Raw genomic sequence first — 21,584 nt, 5'->3', positions numbered from 1 at the left:
TATGAGTTGTATTCGGAGACGAGCGAAGGGATGATCTACGGCTGCTTAATGCATTTGATGGTGAAACGATTAGCGGGGATGGCTGATTAATATTGTCTTTATAAATCAGCTCTAAGATTTCTTATAGGGCTGTTTTTAGATTCGAGGAGCACCACTTAGTTTGTTGCCCATGCACCATCGATCTGCGTCACAGGTGATTGGGTAGGGGCGCACCACTACTATTGGCTTCAACTTAAGACCGAGAAAATCCGGGTAGGGGCGTACGGCCGCACACCCCTACAAGAGTTGACGGGTTTCGATCAGCGATCGGGACTATTCCACCGTGACGGATTTGGCCAAATTGCGCGGTTGATCCACATCCAAGCCCCGACGGGCGGCGATGTAGTAGGACAGCAGTTGCAGGGGCACAACGTTCAAGACCGGGAACAGCCACTCATCGGTGACGGGAACCGAGATGGACGGGTTGAACAGATCGGCCGCGAGGGCATCCCCTTCCGCCACCACGCCAATGAGCCGAGCATCGCGGGCCCGGGCCTCCTGGGCGTTGGACATCACTTTGTCGTAAACATTGCCAGGGGTCGCGATCGCCACGACGGGCACTTTGTCATCCAACAGGGCGATCGGGCCGTGTTTCAGTTCGCCGGCCGGGTAGCCTTCCGCGTGGATGTAGCTGATTTCCTTCAGCTTGAGGGCCCCTTCCAGGGCGATCGGGAAGTTGAGACCGCGCCCAATGAAGATAAAGTCGCGAGTTTCGCTGAATTCGTGGGCCAGGGCTTCAATTTTGGCGTTTTGTTTGTCCAGGATATGTTCAATGTGGCGGGGCAGTTGGTGCAGCCCTTCAATCAGAACATTGGCGCGATCGACCGCCAGGGTTCCCCGCCGCACGCCCAAATCAATGGCCAGGGCATAGAAGGCGAGCAACTGCGTGACAAAGGTTTTGGTGGCGGCCACACCGATTTCAATGCCCGCGTGGGTCGGAATCACGTAATCGGCAATCCGCCCGATCGTGTTCTCCGGTCGGTTGCTGATCCCAATCAATCGCGCCTGGAATTCTGGGGCCAACTGGGCCCGACGCTCGCGATCGACCTCCAAGGCTGCCAAGGTGTCGGCCGTTTCGCCCGATTGGGTCACCCCGATCGTCAGGGTGCAAGGGCCCGCTGGGGATGGGGCCGATCGAAACTCCGAGGCATATTGCACCGAGGTGGGCACACCGGCCAGCCCTTCCAGCAGATACTTACCCACCAAGCTAGCGTGCCAACTAGTGCCACAGGCCAGGATTTGGATTTGCTGCACATCCTGCAGCCATTCTGCGGGCAGCCCCAAGGTGACCGGCGACCCGTCGGCGGAACAGTTCGGGGTGGGAGTGATGCCGCCAAAATAAGCCGCGAGACAATCGCGCACCACACCCGGTTGCTCAAAGATTTCCTTGAGCATGTAGTGGCGATAGCCGCCTTTTTCAACTTGGGTGGAACTCCAGTTGAGCAAATGGGGATATTTCACCCGGCGATCGCCCTCAAAGCCGTAAATTTCAACCCCCAGCGGCGTTAAACGGGCGATTTCACCATTGTCCAGGTGCAAAACAGCGCGGGTGTAGGGCACGATCGCCGGGGTGTCCGATGCACAGAAAAATTCCCCCTGTCCAAACCCGATCGAGATGGGAGCCTGTTGCCGCACCACAATCAACTCATCGGGCGCATCGGCCGCCACAATCGCCAGCGCAAAAGCCCCTTTCAACTGCCCGATCGCCCGGCGCGTGGCCTCCATCAGGCGTGACCCACTCAACCAACCACTGGCCGACTCCTGCGCCAACTCTCGCCAACAACGGGCGATCAGATGGGGAACCACTTCCGTGTCCGTCTCAGAACTGAAGCTGGCCCCTTCGGCAATCAGCAACTCTTTCAGTTCACGGTAGTTTTCAATGATTCCGTTCTGCACCACCGCAATGGTTTGGGTTGGATCCATGTGCGGGTGAGCGTTGCGCTCCTCGGGCTTGCCGTGGGTGGCCCAGCGGGTGTGGCCAATGCCCAAGCGGGCGGGCATTTCCCAGCCTTCCAGCTTGGCCTGGAGGTTGTAGAGTTTGCCTTGGGCCCGAACGGTGTGTAGTTGCCCTTCCCAAACGGTGGCAATTCCCGCCGAATCATAGCCGCGATATTCCAGTTTGCGCAGCCCTTCAAGCAGAATGCTGACCGCAGGTTGGGTTCCGATATAGCCGACAATACCGCACACGGTTGCTACTCCTTAAAAGACCAACAGGAAATCTTAGCGGGACAGTTCTAGCGGGATCAGACAGTGGGTTGAGGCGATGTTGCGCATAATAGCGCGACGAGTTGAAGCATAACCGCTCCCCGATCGGCTGCTGGGGTCAGTCCCAGATTGAGTTAGCAATCATTTTTAATCTCTTTTCGCTCGATCTTTTCCTCATCAACGCTTTTTCAGGCAATTTCTGGCGATTCAATCCCGTTTCACCCTCTGCACAATCAACGTTCGATCGATGTCCAATTAACTGCTATTAACGTTCACTCAGTGTTCAATCAACGTTCAATCCACCTTCAAGACAACGCCCAATTAAGCCTTTTTCAGCATGAAGGAACTCCAACGCTTGGCGATCGACCCGGCCCAATGGCATGGGGGCGAAATTCAGTTCACCGCCGACCAAGATCGCTATCTGCGGCGGGTGTTGCGGTTGGAGCCGGGCGACCAACTGGTGGCCCTGCTGCCGGAGCCGATCGGGGACAGCCGTTGGTGGTTGGTTGGTCTCGGGCCCACGGGAGCCACCGCCCTGAAACCCCTGCCGGAGCCGATCGAACCCATCCAAACCCTGACGCTGTTGGCGGCTTTGCCCAAGGGATCGGGGTTTGATGAGGTGGTGCGGCAGGCGACGGAGTTGGGTGTTACGGAGATTGTGCCGGTGCTGAGCGATCGCACGCTGATGCAACCCAATGGCAACCGGCTGGAACGGTGGCGACGCATTGCCCGAGAGGCCGCCGAGCAATCCGAGCGGGCCGCAATTCCGACGGTGACCGAGCCGCTGGCTTGGCCCGCCGCGATCGTCCAGATGGCCAAACATGACGGGCGGTTTCTTTGCGTGGCCCGGCGATCGGCTCCCCACCTTTGGCAGGCTTTGCAATTGCTGGCTGATCCTGTGCCCAACCCAACTTCAGCCCCCGCTTCAGCACAATCCCAGTCTCCACGGGCGATCGCCCTGGCCGTGGGGCCAGAGGGAGGCTGGACTTCAGCGGAGGTAGACCAGGCCTTAGCGGCCGGTTGGCAGGTGGTTTCCTTGGGTGGGCGGGTTTTGCGAGCCGTGACGGCTCCGTTGGCAGCCCTGGCGATTGTGAATGCTTGGGGCGAAACGATCGCCCATGGGCTGGCCTCTTCAGCCGTTGATTAACCCCTGAGCATTCCCCGCTGGGCCGCTCACTCCATATGATTGCGGGATATCTAGAATTGGGTGGAAATTTGCCATGTGTGCTGCTGCGATCGACCGAGGCCATTTGCTGACGGAACAGGCTAACCCCAACAGCGAGGCACTGGATCAACTGTCTTCCTTGGAACTGGTGGATTTGTTTAACCAGGAAGATGCCAAAACCCTGGCGGCGATCGCCCAGGAGCGGGAACCCCTGGCCCGGGCGATCGACCTCGCGGCAGCGGCCTTGGCCCAGGGCGGGCGACTGTTTTATATCGGCGCAGGCACCAGCGGCCGGCTGGGAGTGCTGGATGCTTCGGAATGTCCACCCACCTTTTGCACGGATCCCGAACTGGTGCAGGGCATCATTGCCGGGGGGCCACCAGCCCTGTTGCGCAGTTCCGAAGCCTTGGAAGATCGCGCAGAAGATGGGGCCGCAGCCATGGCCGAGCGATCGGTGGGCGATCGGGATCTGGTGGTGGGAATCACGGCCGGCGGCACAACCCCCTACGTCCAAGGCGCGTTGATCGAAGCGGCCCACCGGGGAGCGAAAACGGTCTTTTTGGCCTGCGTCCCGATCGACCAAGTGCCGCCGCCCGGTGGCTCGGTGGATGTGGATTTGCGATTGCTGGTGGGGCCAGAAATCTTGGCCGGTTCCACCCGGCTGAAATCGGGAACCGTGACCAAAATGGCCCTGAATATCCTGTCCACCGGGGCTATGGTCAAGCTGGGCAAGGTCTATGGCAATCGGATGGTGGATGTGTCAGTCACCAACAGCAAGCTCCGCGATCGGGCGGTGCGCATGGTGCGCGACTTGGCCAACCTGAACCGTGCCGAGGCGGAAGATCTGCTGGATCGATCGGGCAACCGCGTCAAAACCGCCCTGTTGATGCATTGGGCCGGAGTCGATCGGCCCCAAGCAGAACAGTTCCTCACCCAAGGGGGCGGCCAACTGCGGCAAGCCGTGACCTTAGCCCAAAGCGCCACCAGCCCCGCGTAACGGTTCGGCAATCCCGATCCGCCCCGGCCAAGCAACTGCGATAGGATGGGGCGTACTGCATTCCTGAACTGAGACCGGAAACCGCCATGCCCCTTGCCTCCGAAAATTTGGCAACCAGCGCGATCGCCCTCGCCGCCCTTGTCATTCTCGGCTGGGGGTTTTACCGGGCCCGCCCCTTCGGCAAGCTGGGCATCCTGGCTTGGCTGCAATCGGTGGCGCTGATGTTGCCCTGGTTGGCCTTCTTTGCGCTGTTTGCGGCCGGCGTTTATCTCAACCTGGCGGGCATTTTGCTGGTGTTGGCCCTGTCCACGGGGTTGTATATCTTCCTGGGCAACCGATTGCGGGCCGCAGCGAAGGAGTTACCGCCCCCGAACCTCTCGGCCTTGGCCCATCCGGAAACCACCCCCGATGCGGAATCGGCCGCAATCGAAGGGGCCGCCGCCCCCAAACCGCCCACGCCGCCCCTGCCCGGAATGTCGGAGGTGGTTCCCATCCCCGCTGAAGACCTGAAAACCATTCAAGGCATCTTTGGCATTGACACCTTTTTCATCACCGAAACCGTGCCCTACCAGGAAGGTGCAATCCTGAAGGGCAACCTACGCGGGGAACCGGCGAAAGTTCATGCCAACTTAAGCCAAAAACTGACAGAACGCCTGGGCGATCGCTACCGGCTGTTTTTGGTGGAAGGGCCCGACGAGCGGCCAACCTTTGTGGTGTTGCCCAGCAGCACGGATCCCAAACCCGCTTCCTTGGGACAAAAGCTGTTTGCGGTGGCCCTGATGATCGCCACGATCGCCACCTGTCTGGAGTCGGCCGGGTTGCTGCAAGGGTTTGACCTGTTCTCCACGCCCGATCGGGTGATGGATAGCCTCCCGATTGCCCTGGGGCTGCTGTCAATTTTGGGCGTTCATGAACTGGGGCACCAAATCCTGGCTCGCAAACTGAACGTCAAACTCAGCTTGCCCTACTTCCTCCCCGTTTGGCAGATCGGCTCCTTTGGGGCCTTTAACCGGTTTGAATCTTTGCTGCCCAACCGCCAAAGCCTTTGTGATATTGCCTTGGCGGGGCCGGTGGCGGGTGGAACCCTGTCCCTGTTGCTGTTGTTGGTGGGGTTGGAGCTGTCGGGGCCGGGCAGCCCCTTCCAAATTCCCTCGGAATTTTTCCAAGGCTCCATTTTGGTGGGAACCCTGGCCAAGCTGGTGCTGGGGGCCAAGCTCCAGGACTCCTTGGTGGATATTCACCCCCTCGTGGCGATCGGGTGGTTAGGGTTGGTGATTACGGCCATTAACCTCATGCCCGCTGGTCAATTGGATGGGGGGCGCATTGTCCAAGCGATCTATGGCCGCAAAACCGCCCGCCGCACCACGATCGGGACAGTGGTGGTGTTGGCGTTGGCTTCGCTGGCCACGCCGTTGGCGCTCTATTGGGCCTTGGTGATTGCCTTTTTGGTGCGCGACTTGGAGCGGCCCGCCTTGGAAGAACTGTCGGAGCCGGACGATGCCCGCGCTGCGTTGGGACTGTTGATGTTGTTTTTGATGGTGGCGACCCTGTTGCCCCTCACCCCCAGCCTGGCCGGGCGGTTGGGCATTGGCGGCTAGAGTCAATCTCAAGACTTCCCAATCTCAAGACTTCATGGGTTCGAGCAATTCACAAGCACTTCATTGATTGATGATTGATTGATTGATTGATGATTGATTGATTGATGATTGCTGATTGCTGATGTGGGTTGCCGCTCTTGAAATGCTTCTCCAGAAGATCCATTCACAGGAGACCCCCCTATGACCCTGTTGCAACGACTGGAACGCTACACCCAAGGGCGATCGACCGAAGTTTGGATTGTCCATGCGATCGTGGATGGCGAGCCGGATCAGGTGATGGTGTTTAAGGGCTTTTCTAGCTCCCTAATGCGCCCCACGGCTTTTGATCCGGATGTGCCGGTTTTGCCGCCTGATGCCACGATTACAGCGGTCGATCGGGCCATGGCCCCTTTCAAGCCCACGGAGCCGCGCTATCTTGACCAGGGCCTCTCGATCGATCATGTGGATGCGCTGCTGGCGGCGGCCGATTGCTAGTTGTTCGGCCAGCCAACGGTTAGCTGCCGGTTTTGGAAATTACTGGTTTTGGAAATTACTGGTTTTGGAAATTCAGAGTCTGATCGTGGCGCTTTGACAGTGAGACTGGTTTTCAGACTCCCCACCAGCCCAAGGTGACCAGCAGCGGCGGCACCAACAACACCACTCCCACCAACACCGCCACGATCGCCGCCATCAACACGGCCGCCGCTGCACAGTCCTTGGCGACCTTGGCCAAGTCGTGGTAGTTCTTGCCCACGGTCAGATCCACCACCGACTCGATCGCCGTATTTAACAACTCCAGCGCCAACACCAGCCCGATCGTTAAACCCACCAAGGCCAGCTCAACCGGGGGCCGCTGCAACCCCACTCCCAGCCCGATCGCCACCACCGCCACCACCGTATGGAGACGGAAATTGCGTTGGGTCAAAAACGTATGCACCAACCCCGCACCGGCATAGCGAAAGCTAATCAGCAGATTGGGGGCAATTTTCCAAGCTTGGTCGCGGCGGGTGGCGGATGGTGAAGGTTTTTGGGGTTTCTGTGAATCGTTCATCAAGGCTGACGACGGATGACGGGGAAACCGGCGGGCACGCGGCGGAACATCCAAGGCGGCGCGACGGAAAACAGACAGCAGGAGTCGGTGGAATCTCAACAAGATCAAAAATTAACAGGAGCAACCGGTCGGCGAGCCACCCATTAGCCAGTCCAGGGGCGGAATTTGCCCGGAACCTGGCCCATGGATTGTTATCCAGCCAATAGCTTGGCGCGATCGACCTGCGGGGTCAATCCAACCGCTTTGAGCAGGGCCGTTTGCCGATCGAGCATTTGGTTGAGTTCTGGCTCCGTGGGGTGATCCCAACCCAGCAGGTGCAAGAATCCATGGGCCGCCAACCAGGCTAACTCCGTGGTTAGGTCATGGCCCGCTTCGGTGGCTTGGCGTTGGGCCGTTTCCACGGAAATCACCACATCGCCCAGTTCGATCGCCCAGTCCCCCAATTCTGCATCGTCCACCTCTTCGAGATCGGCAAAATCCACCTCAGGCGCTTCCCACTCCAAGGCCGCAAAGGCCAGCACATCCGTGGGTCGATCGACCTGGCGAAACTCCGAATTCAGTTGATGGATTTCCCGATCGCCCGTTAACCGCAAGCTCAGTTCCAGCGGCGGCAGTTGGCCCGCCTCATCCGCCTGATCCACCAAGTAGGGCATATCCTGGGGCGATCGGGCATCTAGCTGAGCCAACCAGGTTTCAAACCAACCTTGCCAAGTGCTGTCCGCGATCGTCACGGTTAGGGGACTGTAGCCCGTTGGCTCATCCTGCACACAGACGTAAATCGGTGCATCGTCGTCCACTTCCGCCAGCTCCATTTCAAATTCGCGCATGGTTTTGGGCCTCGGGAGAGCGGATCCTAGCGGGTGAGATAAGCCAAACCCACCAACGCCCCCAACAGGACGATCGTGGTGAGGGCAAAGTGCTGGAGGGATTTGCCCCCCTTGCGCACCATGTTCCGCATGGCCAACTTCACGTAGCTGGGCGGTGGTTCCGAGGGGGAAAGGTTGGGGGGCGTTTCGGTTTCGGGAGCCATGGAAAAACTCTGGAAAAGCTTGCGGATTGGGAAGGGATTGAATCGAGTGGTGTTGCCGGTGGCCCTGGGGTCACCGCCCCGCTCGATCGTCAATGGTACAGGAGCAAGATTGGCCGCGACCGATCGACCTCCCCTAAATCCATCCCCGATCGCGCCCAAATTGCATCACCAATTGATCGCCCGCCTTCAGGGACTTCACGAGCCAATCCAGTTGCAATTGGGCCTGGGCTGCCGCATCCAAGGCCCAATCGGGGCGATCGGCCCGCAACCGCGTGGTTAGGTCATAGAGACACAGGGCCACGCTCACGGAAATGTTGAAACTTTCGCTGAAGCCAAACATCGGAATCACCGCGTAGTGATCCGCCAGTTCCAAGGCTTCCGGCGTGAGGCCCGTTAGCTCTGTGCCAAACAAAATGGCCAAGGGCCGGTCGATCGGCACAGCCTGAATGGTGGTGCTGCGTTCGTGGGGCGTGGTGGCCACCAGCGTATAGCCCTTGGCTTTGAGATCTTGCAAACAGCGGGCCGTGTTCGAGGGGGCCGGCGCGGCTTCTCGGTAGTGCCGCAGGGTTAACCAGCGATCGGCCCCAATGCTCACCCCCCGGTTCGGTGCAAACTGATTGCGCGTTTCAATCACATGCACATCTTGAATGCCAAAGCCATCGCAACTGCGCAGCACAGCGCTGGCGTTGTGAGGTTGATAAAGATCCTCCAGCACCACGGTGATTTGGCGGGTGCGCTGGGCAATGACCGATTGAATGCGCCCCCAGCGATCGGGCGTGACAAAGGTGCAGAGATGATCGATCAAAGCCTGGCGATCGGTCGGGGTCAAACGGTCAAGGTCAATGGCAGCAGCGGGCATGGGCAAGCGATCGGCAGAACCTGCCCATCATAAGGCGATCGCCCCCGGCTTCGCCCCTCGCTAAAATGAAGTCAATCTGTGCCTATCTCCCAGAGGTTGCCATCAGCATGGTTATCAGCACTGAGGTTTCCCAGGCTTCCTCCGCTCATCGGCCGGGCGATCGTCCAGATCCAGCCCTCAACCCAAGCCCCGCCGAGCACCGAGCGATCGAACAGCAGTACCCTTCCTGTGATGGACAGCCCATGGCCGAGAACACTGAGCATTTTGACTGGATTGCCAAGTTCAAAGCCAACCTAGAACTGCTGTTTGCGCAAGATCCACAGGTGTTTGTGGCCGGCGACTTGCTTTGGTATCCCGTGGAAGGCGACCCCAAACAGCGGCAAGCCCCCGACACTATGGTTGTGTTTGGGCGACCCAAGGGGCCGCGCAGTTCCTATTTGCAATGGCGAGAAGCGGGAATTGCGCCGCAGGTGGTGGTGGAAATTTTGTCGCCGGGCAATCGGTTTGGCGAGATGCTCAAGAAATTTCAGTTTTATGATCGCTTTGGCGTTGAGGAATATTACCTCTACGACTATGGCCGCAATGAGTTAACCGTTTGGGTGCGATCGCCCGAAACCAGCCAACTGGCAGAAGTGGAGTTTGGGCAAACCTGGACCAGTCCCCGCACAGCGGTGCAATTCCACCTGAGCGCCGATCGGTTGGCTTTGATTCGACCCGACGGCCGGCCATTTTTAAGTTTTGTGGAACTCGACCAGGAGCGTCAGGCGGCGGTGGACTTGGCCAGCCAAGAACGCCAACGGGCAGAACAGGAACGCCAACGGACGGAACAGGAACGCCAGCGAGCAGAACAAGAACGCCAACGGGCAGAACAGGAACGCCAACGGGCCGATCGCCTGGCGGCCCTGCTTCGGGCCCAAGGAATTGACCCCGACCAGCTTTGACATACCCCCTGCAATCAATCAACGGGCATTCTCAAAGGATCTATGGGCCGATGGTGATACCATCGGACAGCCTTCTTTGCCCCTTGTTTGCTATGCCCTTGAAGGATTTTGAGCAAGACTCAGCCGGCCGTCACTTCAGCTCCTCGCCGGCCACCCTCACCACCGAGGCAGACTCCTCGATCGCCCGAGAATGGTGGGTCGAGCGTTGGCTAGATCTGCTCAATGGCTATCGCTTCAAGAAGCGGCTGGAACGGGCCCGGGACTATGCTCGCCAAGGCCATGTGCTCAGTATTGATTTTAAAAATGCCAAGGTGATTGCCCGCGTTCAGGGCACGGAACCGGAACCCTATCGCGTGTCCCTATCGATCGACCCGTTCACCGATGAGGATTGGGCGGCGGTGGCGGAAACCCTGGCCCAACAGGCGGGTTTTGCGGCCAAGCTGTTGGCGGGTGAAATGCCCCAGTCGATCGAGCGGGCCTTTGCCACCAACGGCCTGTCCCTGTTTCCCTTTGCCTTGGGCGACATTCACAGCCAATGCACCTGTCCGGACAAGGCGAACCCCTGCAAACACATCGGCGCGGTCTATTACCTGCTGGGCGATCGGTTCAGTGATGATCCCTTTGTGTTATTTCAACTGCGGGGCCGCACTCAGCAACAGTTGCTCAAAGCATTGCGGGAGGTGCGATCGCGCCTGGTGACGGAACTGCCGGAACCCGTTGTCGCCAGTGAGCCGATCGCCCTGGAGCCGATCGACCCACAAACCCCGATCGCCCCGGCCACCGTCCCCGTGAACCTCCAGCAGTTTTGGGACTATGACCAACCCTTGGAGCCGTCCCTGGTGGTGATTACGCCGCCGGCCGATGGTGACACCCCCCTCAGCCTCTTGGGGCCCTTGCCCTTACCAACGGACGGCACCACGGACAATCGATCGACCCAAAAAGTGGTGACCCAATACCTGGAAGATGTCTATCGAACGGCAGGCCAGGCGGCCACCGTGGCGGCCCTGTCCTAACCCTCCGCCCTCGCCATCTGTCCCCGTGCTGGTTCTTATCGTCCTGGAGACAATGCCATGACCACCCCCCTGAATGGTTCGGTGCGCGGTGAACGCCCGATCGGGCCGCCCGCGCCCGTGCAGGTGGTGGGCATTGGCTTGGACGGGGCCGCCGGTCTGAGTGAACAGGCCCGATCGCTCATTGCGGAAGCCACCTTGCTGGTGGGCAGCACCCGGCAATTGGCCCTGTTTCCCCAAGCCACCGCCGAAACCGTTGTGCTGGGGGATTTGGATGATGTGGTGGCCGTCATTCGGGCCCACATGATCACCCAAGCAACGGAATCGGAGCCTCGGTTGGTGGTGGTTTTGGCTTCCGGCGATCCGCTTTTTTTCGGGATTGGTCGGTTTCTGTTGGAAAAACTGCCCGCCCACTGGCTAGACTTCACCCCCCACCCCAGTTCCGTGCAGCTTGCATTTGCCCGGGTCAAGCTCCCTTGGCAAGATGCAGTCGTGTTCAGTGCCCATGGCCGATCGCTCGATGGGGCCGTGCGCCTGTTGCGCCAGGGGGTGGAAAAACTGGCGGTTTTGACCGATGGGGTCAGTCATCCAGGGGCGATCGCCCGATTGGTGCTGAGTTTGCGGCTGCCCGTGCGCTATCGGCTTTGGGTTTGTGAAAATCTGGGAGCGCCCGAAGAACGCACCCAGTCATGGGTTCTGGACGAAGCGGCCCTCACGGAAATTAGCGGCGAGTTGTTTGCCAACCTCAACGTGGTGATTTTGGAGCGAATCCCCAACGCCGAGGGGATCGATCGCGCCGCCCTACCCCTCTTGGGCATTGCCGACGGCGACTTTTGCAGCTTTCCCGATCGCCCCGGACTGATGACCAAGCGAGAAGTGCGGGTGCAAATTTTGGCGGAATTGGCCCTGCAACCGAACCAAACCGTTTGGGACATCGGCGCGGGAACCGGTTCCGTATCGATCGAAATGGCGCGGCTTTGCCCCAACTCCCGCATCTACGCGATCGAACAAACCCCCGCCGGCATCAGCCTCATTGAACGCAACATTGAACGGTTCCAAACCAGCAACCTCACCGCCATCAAAGGCAAAGCCCCGGAAGCCCTGCGGCCCCTGCCCGCCCCCGATCGGGTCTTCATTGGTGGCAGCGACGGCCGCCTTGGCTCAATCCTCGACTGGTGTGCTCCCCGCATGGCCGTTAACGGGCGCATGGTGGTGGCCCTGGCCACCCTCGACAACCAAGCCACCCTCCTCGATTGGGTGTCGCACCAAACCGGTTGGCAAGTGCGCTGGCTTCAGGTCAGCCTCGCCCAAGCCGTCCCGATCGGGCCACTCTGTCGCTGGTCGCCCCTCAACCCGGTGATCTTGGCCACCATTACGCCGCGCTAGATCGAGTCGCGTAAAGCAAATAAACCTGAGACCCTTTCAGGATATCCATCTGGTCACAATCAACATGTGCAAACCCCTGGGAGGTGAGGTGGTTGCGCAGTCGGTCTAGTCGCCCGTCCAAATCATGCACCTCCACCACAACCTGTTGAATCACGCTCCAAAGTTGCTCCAACCCCTGAAAAATCATTTCCTCTGACTTTTCCGCATTAATTTTGAGGAGGTCAATCCTAGGAATGGACTGCATTGAAGGAATTTGATCGAGGCGATAGACAGGACAGCTTAAGCGCTCATGACGAAAATGCTTCTTCAGGGTTTGGTCTAGCAAAAAGCCCCGCAGAAACCGAGGAATTTTGCTGAGCGCCTGCAATCGCTCCGGCACATCGGGGCCACTGGAATTGCGAATCAAGGTTTCCCGAAAGTCCACATATTCCCGATCGGTTTCATCGGGAAAAGCACTGGACAGCATGGGCGTTTCGGGATGAAAAGCAAACTCCGCCGTTCCCGTTTCACTTCCCAAAGCGCAGTTATAAATCTGCACATCAACCGGCTCCAACTGAGCCATATTTTGTGTCAGCAATGAGGCGAGCTGTGGGATAGGTTCAAATACATAGGCAGTCATTTTGCGCTGGCAAAGTTCAGCAGCCATGCTCGTAAAAATGCCCACATGCGCACCAACATCCACGACCGTTGCGCCCGGTTCCAGCTTAATTCCATGCTTGAAATACCATTGGCAATCTTCATAAATTGCCAGGGCTTCTGCCGCATTCGGACATTGCAACTGCACCTGATTTGGCAGGGTAGCCGTCGCGATTTTCATCACTGCTGTCATGGCTAGTTGATCAACGGGTTATTGACAATTCATGATCTGAATTTTGAATTCAAAATTCAAGATTGAAAGTTCAAAATCCAGATTCAGATTTAGGCTTCAGATTCAGGCTTCAGTACAACGATTTTCGGCTTCACGAATGACGAGCATTTGGGTTTGCTTTTCAGTGGTGACGTTGGAGGATTAATGGTGAAGGATTGGTGTTTTAGCTGGATTTTGGCAGCGCGGTTTCCGCAAAACCCGTGGCGATCGGGCGGTGGCCAAGCAGGGTCTTGAGCTGATTAGCCACCGATTGGCCAGCCGCCCCCGCGAGCAACCCGAAGTGATCGCTCGCAATGTCGTGGGTGGTGATGGGGGTTTGGAGCAGGGTTTGCCAGATGGCGGGGGAGTCGGCCAGGTCTACCTGAATGGCCGGTAGGGCGAGGGGATTGTCGGCCGCCGTGAAGCCCAAGGTGCTGCGGAACAGGGTGACCCGCGCCCGACAGGCAAAGGGTTCGGGGTGATAGGCGCTGAGGAGGCGATCATGCCGAGCGGCCAACCGCAGATTTTTGTCTAGGAGTCGCCGCAGTTGCTCTGGGCGCAGGGGAGAACAGGCCGCCAGGTGATCGGTCATCAGGCTGGCGTAGTCCGCTGGGGTGACGGTTTGGAAATCGTCGAGACTCAGGGGGCGAGAACCACGCCAGCGGTGAACCAGCAGGTTGGTGATCAACAGGGGAGCAAAGGCCGGATCAACGATCGCGGGGTGCTCCTTGATCGATCGCAAGTCTTCGGAACCGGGCGCATAGGTATCCAGCAGGATCAGATCGGTAACAGACTGGCCCCGCTGCTCCAGCAGGCGACACATTTCCACGGCCACCGTTCCACCGAATGAGTATCCCCCCAAGCGATAGTCGATCGCGGGGTGAAAGGTTTCAATCAGCGACAGGTAATGTGCGGCCATCGCCGTGATGCTCTCTTGGGGCACGGATTCATTGGCTTCAATGCCCATCAGGGGGAAATCTGGCCCCAGGGATTGGCTGAGGGACTGGAGCCAGTTGGTATCTCCCGGCGCACCGTGGATCCAGAAGGAAGCGGGCTGGGATCCTTGGTCGTGGAACACCATTAGGGGGCTGGCTCCGACGGGCGCGGCGTGCGCAGGCGGGGAGCCAAGGGCCGCTTGCAGTTGCGCCAGGGTGGGGTGCGCCAAGAACAAATTGGCGGGCAGCGATCGCCCCCATAGCCGTTCGAGGGATCGCCGCAAATCCGCTTGCACCAAGGAATCGACCCCCACAGTGCTCAGATCGGTATCTTCGGTGAGCAACGCCGGATCCAGGCCCAGGGTCTGGCTGAGAAGCGATCGAAGGGTGGCCATGGCAGTGGGAGCAGGCGTGGCCAAACCGGCGGGGGTCACCAGGCCAGCGGAAACGGCCGTGGAAACCGCTGCCGAGACCACCTCCGAAACCGCCTCCGAAACCGCTTCAGCCCCCGTTGCTGCAACCGCACTGGGCGATCGGGGAATCCAATGGCGGGTTTGGCTAAAGGGATAGCCGGGGAGGGAGACTTTTTGGGGAGGAATGGGGCGATCGCTGGCCTGGGCGATCGCGCTGAGTTCCGCCTGACCGGCTTGCCAGGCTTGGGCCAATTGCGCGAGGGGCGATGTTTCAATCAGCTCCCCGATCGGCCATTGCCCCTGTGCCAGCCAGGTTTGCATCTGCTCAAACAGGGTCGGGTAATCGGGGGCCACAAAGGCCACCCGCTGGGCCAAGGCCTCCCGGCCGGTTTGCAGCGTATGGGCAACATCGGCCAAAGCATAGCGCTCGCCTTCGGTTTGCAAGGCATCGCGCAGGGCCGCCACTGCAGTACGGAGGGCTTGGGGTGTTTTGGCAGACAGGGGAATCACTTCCGGCTGCGGCTCGGCCAGGGCCGGCGCGGGGGTGGCTGCCGAATCCAAGACGCGCTCTAGCAACAGATGGCAATTGGCACCACCAAAGCCAAAGCTACTGACCCCAGCCCGCAACACGGCTTGCCCGGAGGGGTCGATCGCCGGTTCCCAGGGCTGCGGGGCGATCGGGATTTGGAACCCGCCACGCTCCAGGTGCAGCAACGGATTCAGGGATTGTTGATGGAGCGTGGGCGGAATTTGGCGGTGTTGCATCGCCAGCACCACCTTCAGCAGCCCCGCAATGCCGGAAGCCGGTTCCAGGTGGCCAATATTGGTTTTGACCGATCCCAACCAACGGCGGGGAACTGGTCGATCGGCTCCCTCGGGCGTGGTGGGGCCCGTTAGCCGACCAAAGGCCTCCGTAAGGGCATCCACCTCGATCGGGTCTCCCAGGGCCGTCCCCGTGCCGTGGGTTTCAATCAAGGTAATGGAAGCCGGATCCACCGCCGCCTGCTGATACACCTGGGCGATCAAATCAGCCTGGGCCTGAGGGTTCGGAGCCGTCAGGGACATGCCATGGCCACCATGGTTCACCCCAGAAGCCCGAATCACGCCGTAGATATGATCGCGATCGGCCCGAGCTTGGGCTAACGATTTGAGGCAGACCACGCCCACGCCTTCGCCCTTCACATAGCCATTGGCCCGCGCATCAAAGGTGTAGCAGCGTCCCTCCGGCGACAAAACCCCCATCCGCGCCGCCATCATCACGGCGGTGGGAGACAGGAGCAAATGCACACCCCCCGCGATCGCCAAGGGGGCCTCACCGGAGCGGATGGCCTGCACCGCCCGATGCACAGCCACCAGGGAGCTAGAGCAAGCGGTGTCAATAATTTCGCTGGGGCCGCGCAGATCCAGCAGATAGGACAGCCGGTTGGCAATCATGGCGTGGGCGTTACCCGTGGCCACTTGGGGGCCCGCGTCGGGGCCAAACCGCTCCACATATTCATTCATCTGCACCCCCACAAACACGGCGGTACGGCTGCCGGCCAGGGAAGAGGGCCGAATGCCCGCATCTTCCAAGGCGTGCCAGGCCTGCTGCAAAAACAGCCGATGTTGGGGATCCATCTGCTCCGCTTCCCGGGGAGAAATCCCAAAGAATAGCGGGTCGAAGGTGGCCACCTCCGTCAGAAACCCACCCCAGCGGGCAGCCTCTTCCCGGCCGGTCCCGGTCAGTTGGGCAGCACAGTCCCGCCAATCCCAACGCTCCGGCGGGGTTTCCACAATCAGATCCTTGCCCGCTGCCAGGTTTTGCCAAAAGTCCTGCAAGCTCGGAGAACCGGGAAACAGGCCGCTGATGCCAATGATGGCCACGCCGGAGTCTTGATCGGGCAAGGCCGACGCGACGGGCCCGGCGGGCGCTGGGGGCGTGGCGACCACGGCATTTTCATCACTCAGCGCCGCCCCATCAACCTCGGGGGGAACCAAAACCGCCGCGATCGCGCTGGCATAGTCTGTTTGCAGATGTTCAGCCAAGGCAGCCAAGGTTCCCACCCGGAAGAAGAGGGAAGGACTCAGATCGATCGCGTAGCGCCGGTTAATGCGCGTGGCAAATTCCCGCAGCAGCATCGAATCAAACCCGTATTCACTGAAGGGAGTCTGGGGCTGGAGTTTGTGGGGAGCGATCGCCAAAACAGCTCCCGCCATCTCGGCCAATTCTTGGGTTAATGGCTCGGTGATTAATGGGTTGGTGGTTAATGGCTCGGTGGTTAATGGCTCGGTGGTTAATGAATCGGTTAAATCACGGGTGACCCGAGCAACCGTGGGTGGGGCGATCGCCGGGGTCTTCTGCTCGGCGATCGTTGCCGCGATCGGGGGTGGTGTGGTCGCTGCCGGAACCACCCCGGGCAACCAAGGACGCAACAACCGTTCCAGGGCGGGCGGATCCCCATCGCAAATCACCACCCGGGTATGTTCCGAGGCCAATAACCCCGCCAAGACTTGCAGGGCAGCGGATGTTTGCAGGAGTCGCAGCCCCGTGGCCGCGAGATAGAGATCTTGGGACTGGGGATCGAGGGTCATGCCACCTTCGGCCCACAGGGGCCAAGCGATCGCCACGCCGCCGTTGGCCTCCGCGATCGCATCAAGATAGCGATTGGCGCAGGCATAGTTACAACTGCCCAAGTCCCCTGCCACCGCCGCCAGGGATGAAAACAGAATCCGCAACGAGAGCGACGACCAATCCAGAACGGTTTGGAGCACCTGAGTGCCCAGGATTTTGGGACGCAACGCCGCCGCAAACTCCGGCCAACTGAGGGATCCCAAGGCCGCCTGCCCCTGAAGACCCGCACAGTGAACCAAGCCCTCGATCGCCCCCCATTCCGTCGTCACATGGGCCACCATCACTTCCATGCTGATCAGATCCGTGAGATCCACCGCGTAGTAGCGTGCTTCACCGCCGGCCCGACGAATGACGGCCAACTGCGCCTCGATCGCCGGAGACAGGGGCGATCGCCCAGTCAGCACCAATCGCGCTTGATGGTGTCTGGCTAAATACAGCGCCACCTGAGATCCCAGGGCCCCGGCCCCGCCGGTCACCAAAATGACGCTGCGAGGGCGCAAGGTCACCGCAGGCGTAGCGGCAGCCTCCCAGGCCACCCAGTCTTCGCCGTAGCGTTTCCCCAGGCGATAGAGAATGTCCGCATCCATCCAGGGGGTCTGCACCTCATCGGTCAGAATCCCAGCCCAATCCTTGACCGCCGCTTCCACACGAATGGTGCGCAACCGCAGGCGAGCACAGGCGGCCGTGAGCGATCGCCGGAAGCCACCCACCGCCACACGGCCCGGCACATCGCCCCCCGCCCCGGAAAACACATAGTGAATATCCAAGGGTTCAGATTGGGTTTGCAGCAGGGCTTGACTGAGCAAGAACATGCGGTGCAAAGGCGTTTGCTGTAAATCCCGGTTCGATCGGGAATCCGCAGCCAACTCCGTAAGATCCCAGGCTTGGATCAGGCATTGCACGGGCGGACAGGCCGCCAACAGCCGGGTATAGTGCTCGGCCGCATGGGGATCGATCCGAAAATCCATGGGCAAGGGGTCGGCAGCCAACGGCTCAAAGGGCCCTGACCCTGGCAACACCCCAATCACCACCCGGGGAGCCAGGCGATCGCGCACCGCTTGCAACACCTCTGGGTTGGGGGCAAAGAACAGCACCGCCGCCGCCGAGGCACAACGCTCCAAGGGAGCCGATCGCCAAATGGGATAGAACCGGTGGGGCGGTGGGGTCAAGGGCGCGGGAGTTGGCTCCGCTGGCAGGGCCAGCCAGTGCCGTTCCGGCTCAAAGGAATAACCCGGCAGGGGCACAGGATTCCCCGATCCCTCCCAAGGGGGCAGCGGGCCGCCGGCCAACCAAGCTTGGGCCGCGGCGGGAAGGGCATTGGCAAGCGCACCGATCGACCATCGTTTCAGGGCTTGGATTGCCGCTGGCACCGAATCGGCCATGACCGCCGCCCGGCACTCCATGGGCACACGGCCCCGGTGGAGTGTGGCCGCCACATCCGCCAAGGCCAGCGTTGCGCCATGGGTTTCCAGATACTGGGCCAGGTTCCGCACTTGCCGTTCCAAGGCGGCAGGATGACGGGCCGACAGGGGCAACAGCAAGGGAACCTGGGGCTGATCGCCCGAGGCAGGAGCCAAGGCGGCGGGGGTTGGCTCATAGCTGGCCAAAATCACATGCACATTCGTGCCCCCCGCCCCAAAGGAACTGATGCCCGCCCGACGCTCACCCACCCAGGGCGATCGCGCCGTTTGCAACACAAAGGGACTGTGGCTGAAGTCCAGGACTGGGTTAGGCGGTGTGCAATGGAGCGTGGGCACGAGGGTTTGGTGACGCATCTGCAACGCCACTTTGATCACCCCCGCCACCCCCGCAGCGGCTTCCAAATGGCCAATGTTGGACTTCACCGATCCCAACGCACAGAAGTGCGATTGATCCGTGTAGCGGCGAAAGGCCTTGTCTAGCCCCCGCAATTCCAAAGGATCCCCCACGGTCGTTCCCGTGCCATGGGCTTCCAAATAGCTCAAGGTAGCCGGAGAAATGCCCGCATCCTGTAGGGCCAGCTCAATCAGTTCCGCTTGGGCCTCGGGATTGGGAACCGTGTAGCCCGTGGTCAGTCCATCTTGATTGATGGCGCTGCCGAGGATCACCGCCTCAATTCGATCGCCGTCGGCCTCCGCCAACGACAGGGGCTTCAGCAACACCGCTCCCACCCCTTCACCGGGCACAAACCCATTGGCCCCCTGGCCAAAGCTATGGCAGCGACCATCGGCCGCCAAGAAGCCCAAACCGCTCAGGGCAATGTATTTAGAAGGATGCAACAGCAGGTTCACCCCTCCGGCGATCGCGACGGCACATTCACCCCGCCGCAAGGACTGGACAGCCAAGTGAATGGCCGCCAAGGACGAGGAGCAGGCCGTATCCACCGCCAAACTGGGGCCCTTGCAATCCAAAAACCAGGACACCCGGTTGGCCACGGACCAATAGGAGGAGGATCCGAGAATTTGGTTACTGCGCAACCATTCCTGGGCCGAGAGCAACTGATAACTGCCCCAGGTGATGCCCACAAAAACGCCCACCCGACGCGGGGAGCCATCGGCCGCCTGACGCAGGCGATCGGGGGTGTAGCCCGCATTTTCGAGAGTATGCCAGGCGGTTTGCAGAAACAGCCGCTCTTGGGGATCCATGGAAACCGCTTCTCGGGGAGAAATCCGGAAAAACAGGGGATCGAATTGATCAACCCCATCCAGAAATCCACCCCAACGGCAGACGCATTGGCTGGCGTATTGGTCAGGATTCCAGCGGCTGGCGGGCACTTCGGTAATGCAATCTGCGCCCGCCGCCAGGTTGGTCCAAAAGTCCTCCAGGGTGTTGGCTCCGGGGAAGCGTCCGGCCATGCCAATGATGGCGATCGGTTCCTGGGGATTGAAGTGGCGAGATCGGCCGGTTTGGGCTAAATCTCCCGAGCGATCGGACAGGGGTGGGGTGCAGGTTGGTTCCACCACCGAGATTTCCGCCCCGGGGGATTGCTTCCCAGAAACCTCCACCAACCCCAAGGGGGACACCAGGGAATCGGTTGGTTTCGGTGTCGGTTCCGGTGTCGGTTGGGGTGCGGGTTCTGGGGGTTCCGCCGCTTGGTTCGATCGCAAATACGGGGTCAGGGCGGCCACGGTGGGATTTTCAAACAGCAGGGCTGAATTGAAAACCCGGTCTGAGGGCTGCTTTTGAATGGCTTCACCCAGGCGCGCCAATTGCAGCGAATCAAACCCCAATTCTCCCAGTCGGGCTTGGGGGTCAATTTCTTCGGGCCGCAAACCCAGCAGGTCAGAAATGATCGATCGCACAATGGGCAGGGTATCCGGAGCCGCGGCCGGAGCAGCCTGGGGAGCCGCAGGCATCGGATTGGCGGTCAGGGGCCGAGCTGCCTGAGCTGGTGTTGCGGAGGGGGCTGAGGAACCGCTTTGGCAGCGGCCCTGAAGAAACGCTTGGAATTTTTCCGGCTCCCCCGGGGCGATCGCCACTTGGGGATGGGGTTGGCGGATGGCCCAATGGATCAGTTCCAGGCCCTGGGCGGGGGTTAGGGGTTGCAGTCCCGCCATGTCTGCCATCCAAGCCTGGGAAACCTCCGTCAAGGCCATGCCGCCCCCTTGCCAGAAGGGCAGATTGAGGGTGCGACTCACGCCCGATCGCTGTTGCCGTTGCCGCTGGGTTTCCCGTTGCTGAATCCAAGCATCCAAGAACGCATTGGCGGCGGCATAATCGCCCTGGCCCGGGGCCCCCATCAGGGCACTGAGGGAAGACAGGCACAGGAAAAAGTCCAGCGGATCCTGGCGCGTGAGGTAATCGAGATAAACGGTTCCTTGCACCTTGGGCCGCAAGACTCGCCCGAAGGTGGGCCGGTCTTTGTGGATCAGAAGCGCATCTTCAATCAGGCCGGCGGCATGGATCACGCCACGCAGGGGCCGGCCCGTTTGGCGAGCAGCGTTGACCACGGCGATCGCCCCGTCCCAGTCGCCCACATCGGCCGCCACGTAGGTGATTTGGGCCCCTTGGGCCCGCCAGGCTTCCAGGCGCGCGGTTTTGCGATCGTCTAGGGGCGATCGACCCACCAGCACCAACGACACCGGAGCCGAGCCGATCGCGTCTTCCGCCAACTGTTGGCCAATGGCCCCCAAACCGCCAGTGAGGATATAGCAACCGCCCCCTTGCCAGAGGCCGGACGGGGCCGGGTTCCCTGGCGCGATCGCGGGATCCAACAACTGCCAGGTGCGCACCTGAGATCCCGTTGCTTGGAACTGAAGATGATTCAGTTCTGGACGCTGCCACAGCAGGGCGATCGCCCGCAGCAGGTCTCGGGAAGGATGGTTCAGCTCCGTCACCCCCGACAGCACCGCCGGCCGCAATCGGGTGCTTTCCTGGCCCACGGCGGCACAGAAGGCCGCCGCCGCCGAAGTCCAGGGAGCGGCCGGATCATCTCCCAAATAAATCCAGGACACCGGACTAGGAATGGTTTCGGGCGATCGCAACAGGGCCCGGCATCCGTAGAACAGGGGATAGAGCGTTTGGGTCAGGCCCTGGCGG

General features: G+C 60.4%; 14 protein-coding genes (1 of these 14 only partly in view). 7 read left to right on the top strand and 7 right to left on the bottom strand.

Translation table 11 applies throughout. The features are described from left to right. Positions 1-312: 312 nt before the first annotated feature. Positions 313-2,226, bottom strand: a complete 1,914-nt coding sequence (gene glmS, locus H6G52_RS12380) for a glutamine--fructose-6-phosphate transaminase (isomerizing) (protein WP_190528682.1) — start codon at positions 2,224-2,226, stop codon at positions 313-315. A 355-nt stretch (positions 2,227-2,581) separates the two neighbouring features. Between glmS and H6G52_RS12375 the strand changes: the two genes are divergently transcribed. From H6G52_RS12375 to H6G52_RS12360, 4 genes are all read left to right on the top strand, one after another. After that, positions 2,582-3,391, top strand: coding sequence for a 16S rRNA (uracil(1498)-N(3))-methyltransferase (locus H6G52_RS12375; RefSeq protein WP_190528680.1), 810 nt, complete (start codon positions 2,582-2,584; stop codon positions 3,389-3,391). Positions 3,392-3,464: 73 nt separating this feature from the next. Continuing rightward, positions 3,465-4,406 carry an N-acetylmuramic acid 6-phosphate etherase gene (murQ, locus tag H6G52_RS12370; RefSeq protein WP_190528678.1) on the top strand — a complete coding sequence of 314 codons (942 nt, stop codon included), beginning with the start codon at positions 3,465-3,467 and terminating at the stop codon, positions 4,404-4,406. An 86-nt stretch (positions 4,407-4,492) separates the two neighbouring features. After that, positions 4,493-6,004 carry a site-2 protease family protein gene (locus H6G52_RS12365; protein WP_190528677.1) on the top strand — a complete coding sequence of 504 codons (1,512 nt, stop codon included), beginning with the start codon at positions 4,493-4,495 and terminating at the stop codon, positions 6,002-6,004. A 180-nt stretch (positions 6,005-6,184) separates the two neighbouring features. Next, on the top strand, positions 6,185-6,478 hold the full coding sequence (locus H6G52_RS12360) for a hypothetical protein (RefSeq protein ID WP_099534049.1): 294 nt from the start codon (positions 6,185-6,187) through the stop codon (positions 6,476-6,478). Between the two features lie 112 nt (positions 6,479-6,590). Here the strand turns inward: H6G52_RS12360 and H6G52_RS12355 are convergent, their stop codons facing one another. The 4 genes from H6G52_RS12355 to H6G52_RS12340 form a co-directional block, all read right to left on the bottom strand. Beyond that, complete coding sequence (locus tag H6G52_RS12355; RefSeq protein ID WP_242026355.1) at positions 6,591-7,136, bottom strand: diacylglycerol kinase family protein; 546 nt, start codon at positions 7,134-7,136, stop codon at positions 6,591-6,593. Positions 7,137-7,225: 89 nt separating this feature from the next. After that, positions 7,226-7,861: an rRNA maturation RNase YbeY gene (ybeY, locus tag H6G52_RS12350; protein WP_242026354.1), complete on the bottom strand. Its 636-nt coding sequence runs from the start codon at positions 7,859-7,861 to the stop codon at positions 7,226-7,228. 26 nt (positions 7,862-7,887) lie between these two features. Next, complete coding sequence (locus H6G52_RS12345) at positions 7,888-8,064, bottom strand: DUF3285 domain-containing protein (RefSeq protein ID WP_099534142.1); 177 nt, start codon at positions 8,062-8,064, stop codon at positions 7,888-7,890. Between the two features lie 133 nt (positions 8,065-8,197). Next, on the bottom strand, positions 8,198-8,923 hold the full coding sequence (locus H6G52_RS12340; protein WP_190354646.1) for an RNA methyltransferase: 726 nt from the start codon (positions 8,921-8,923) through the stop codon (positions 8,198-8,200). A 107-nt stretch (positions 8,924-9,030) separates the two neighbouring features. On the opposite strand from H6G52_RS12340, the gene H6G52_RS12335 reads away from it, so the two are divergent. The 3 genes from H6G52_RS12335 (at position 9,031) to cbiE (ending at position 12,260) form a co-directional block, all read left to right on the top strand. Beyond that, complete coding sequence (locus H6G52_RS12335) at positions 9,031-9,864, top strand: Uma2 family endonuclease (protein ID WP_190528666.1); 834 nt, start codon at positions 9,031-9,033, stop codon at positions 9,862-9,864. Between the two features lie 92 nt (positions 9,865-9,956). Further along, the gene (locus H6G52_RS12330; protein ID WP_190528664.1) at positions 9,957-10,877 is read left to right on the top strand and encodes an SWIM zinc finger family protein; all 921 of its coding nucleotides are present in this window, start codon (positions 9,957-9,959) and stop codon (positions 10,875-10,877) included. Between the two features lie 57 nt (positions 10,878-10,934). Further along, the gene (gene cbiE / locus H6G52_RS12325; protein WP_190528662.1) at positions 10,935-12,260 is read left to right on the top strand and encodes a precorrin-6y C5,15-methyltransferase (decarboxylating) subunit CbiE; all 1,326 of its coding nucleotides are present in this window, start codon (positions 10,935-10,937) and stop codon (positions 12,258-12,260) included. Here cbiE and H6G52_RS12320 read toward each other — a convergent pair. Both H6G52_RS12320 and H6G52_RS12315 read right to left on the bottom strand, forming a co-directional pair. Then, positions 12,247-13,089, bottom strand: coding sequence for an FkbM family methyltransferase (locus H6G52_RS12320; protein WP_190528661.1), 843 nt, complete (start codon positions 13,087-13,089; stop codon positions 12,247-12,249). The genes cbiE and H6G52_RS12320 overlap by 14 nt on opposite strands. Before the next feature lie 202 nt (positions 13,090-13,291). Beyond that, positions 13,292-21,584 carry the 3' portion of an SDR family NAD(P)-dependent oxidoreductase gene (locus tag H6G52_RS12315; RefSeq protein WP_190528659.1) on the bottom strand. The gene runs 20,738 nt beyond the window's last position, so only the last 8,293 of its 29,031 coding nucleotides appear in the window; its start codon lies beyond the right edge, outside the window; the stop codon is at positions 13,292-13,294.

Origin of the sequence: Limnothrix sp. FACHB-881 (assembly GCF_014698135.1) — a bacterium.
In the GTDB taxonomy this organism is placed as follows: Bacteria; Cyanobacteriota; Cyanobacteriia; order CACIAM-69d; family CACIAM-69d; genus CACIAM-69d.
This window is presented reverse-complemented; position numbering and strand designations above follow the sequence as displayed.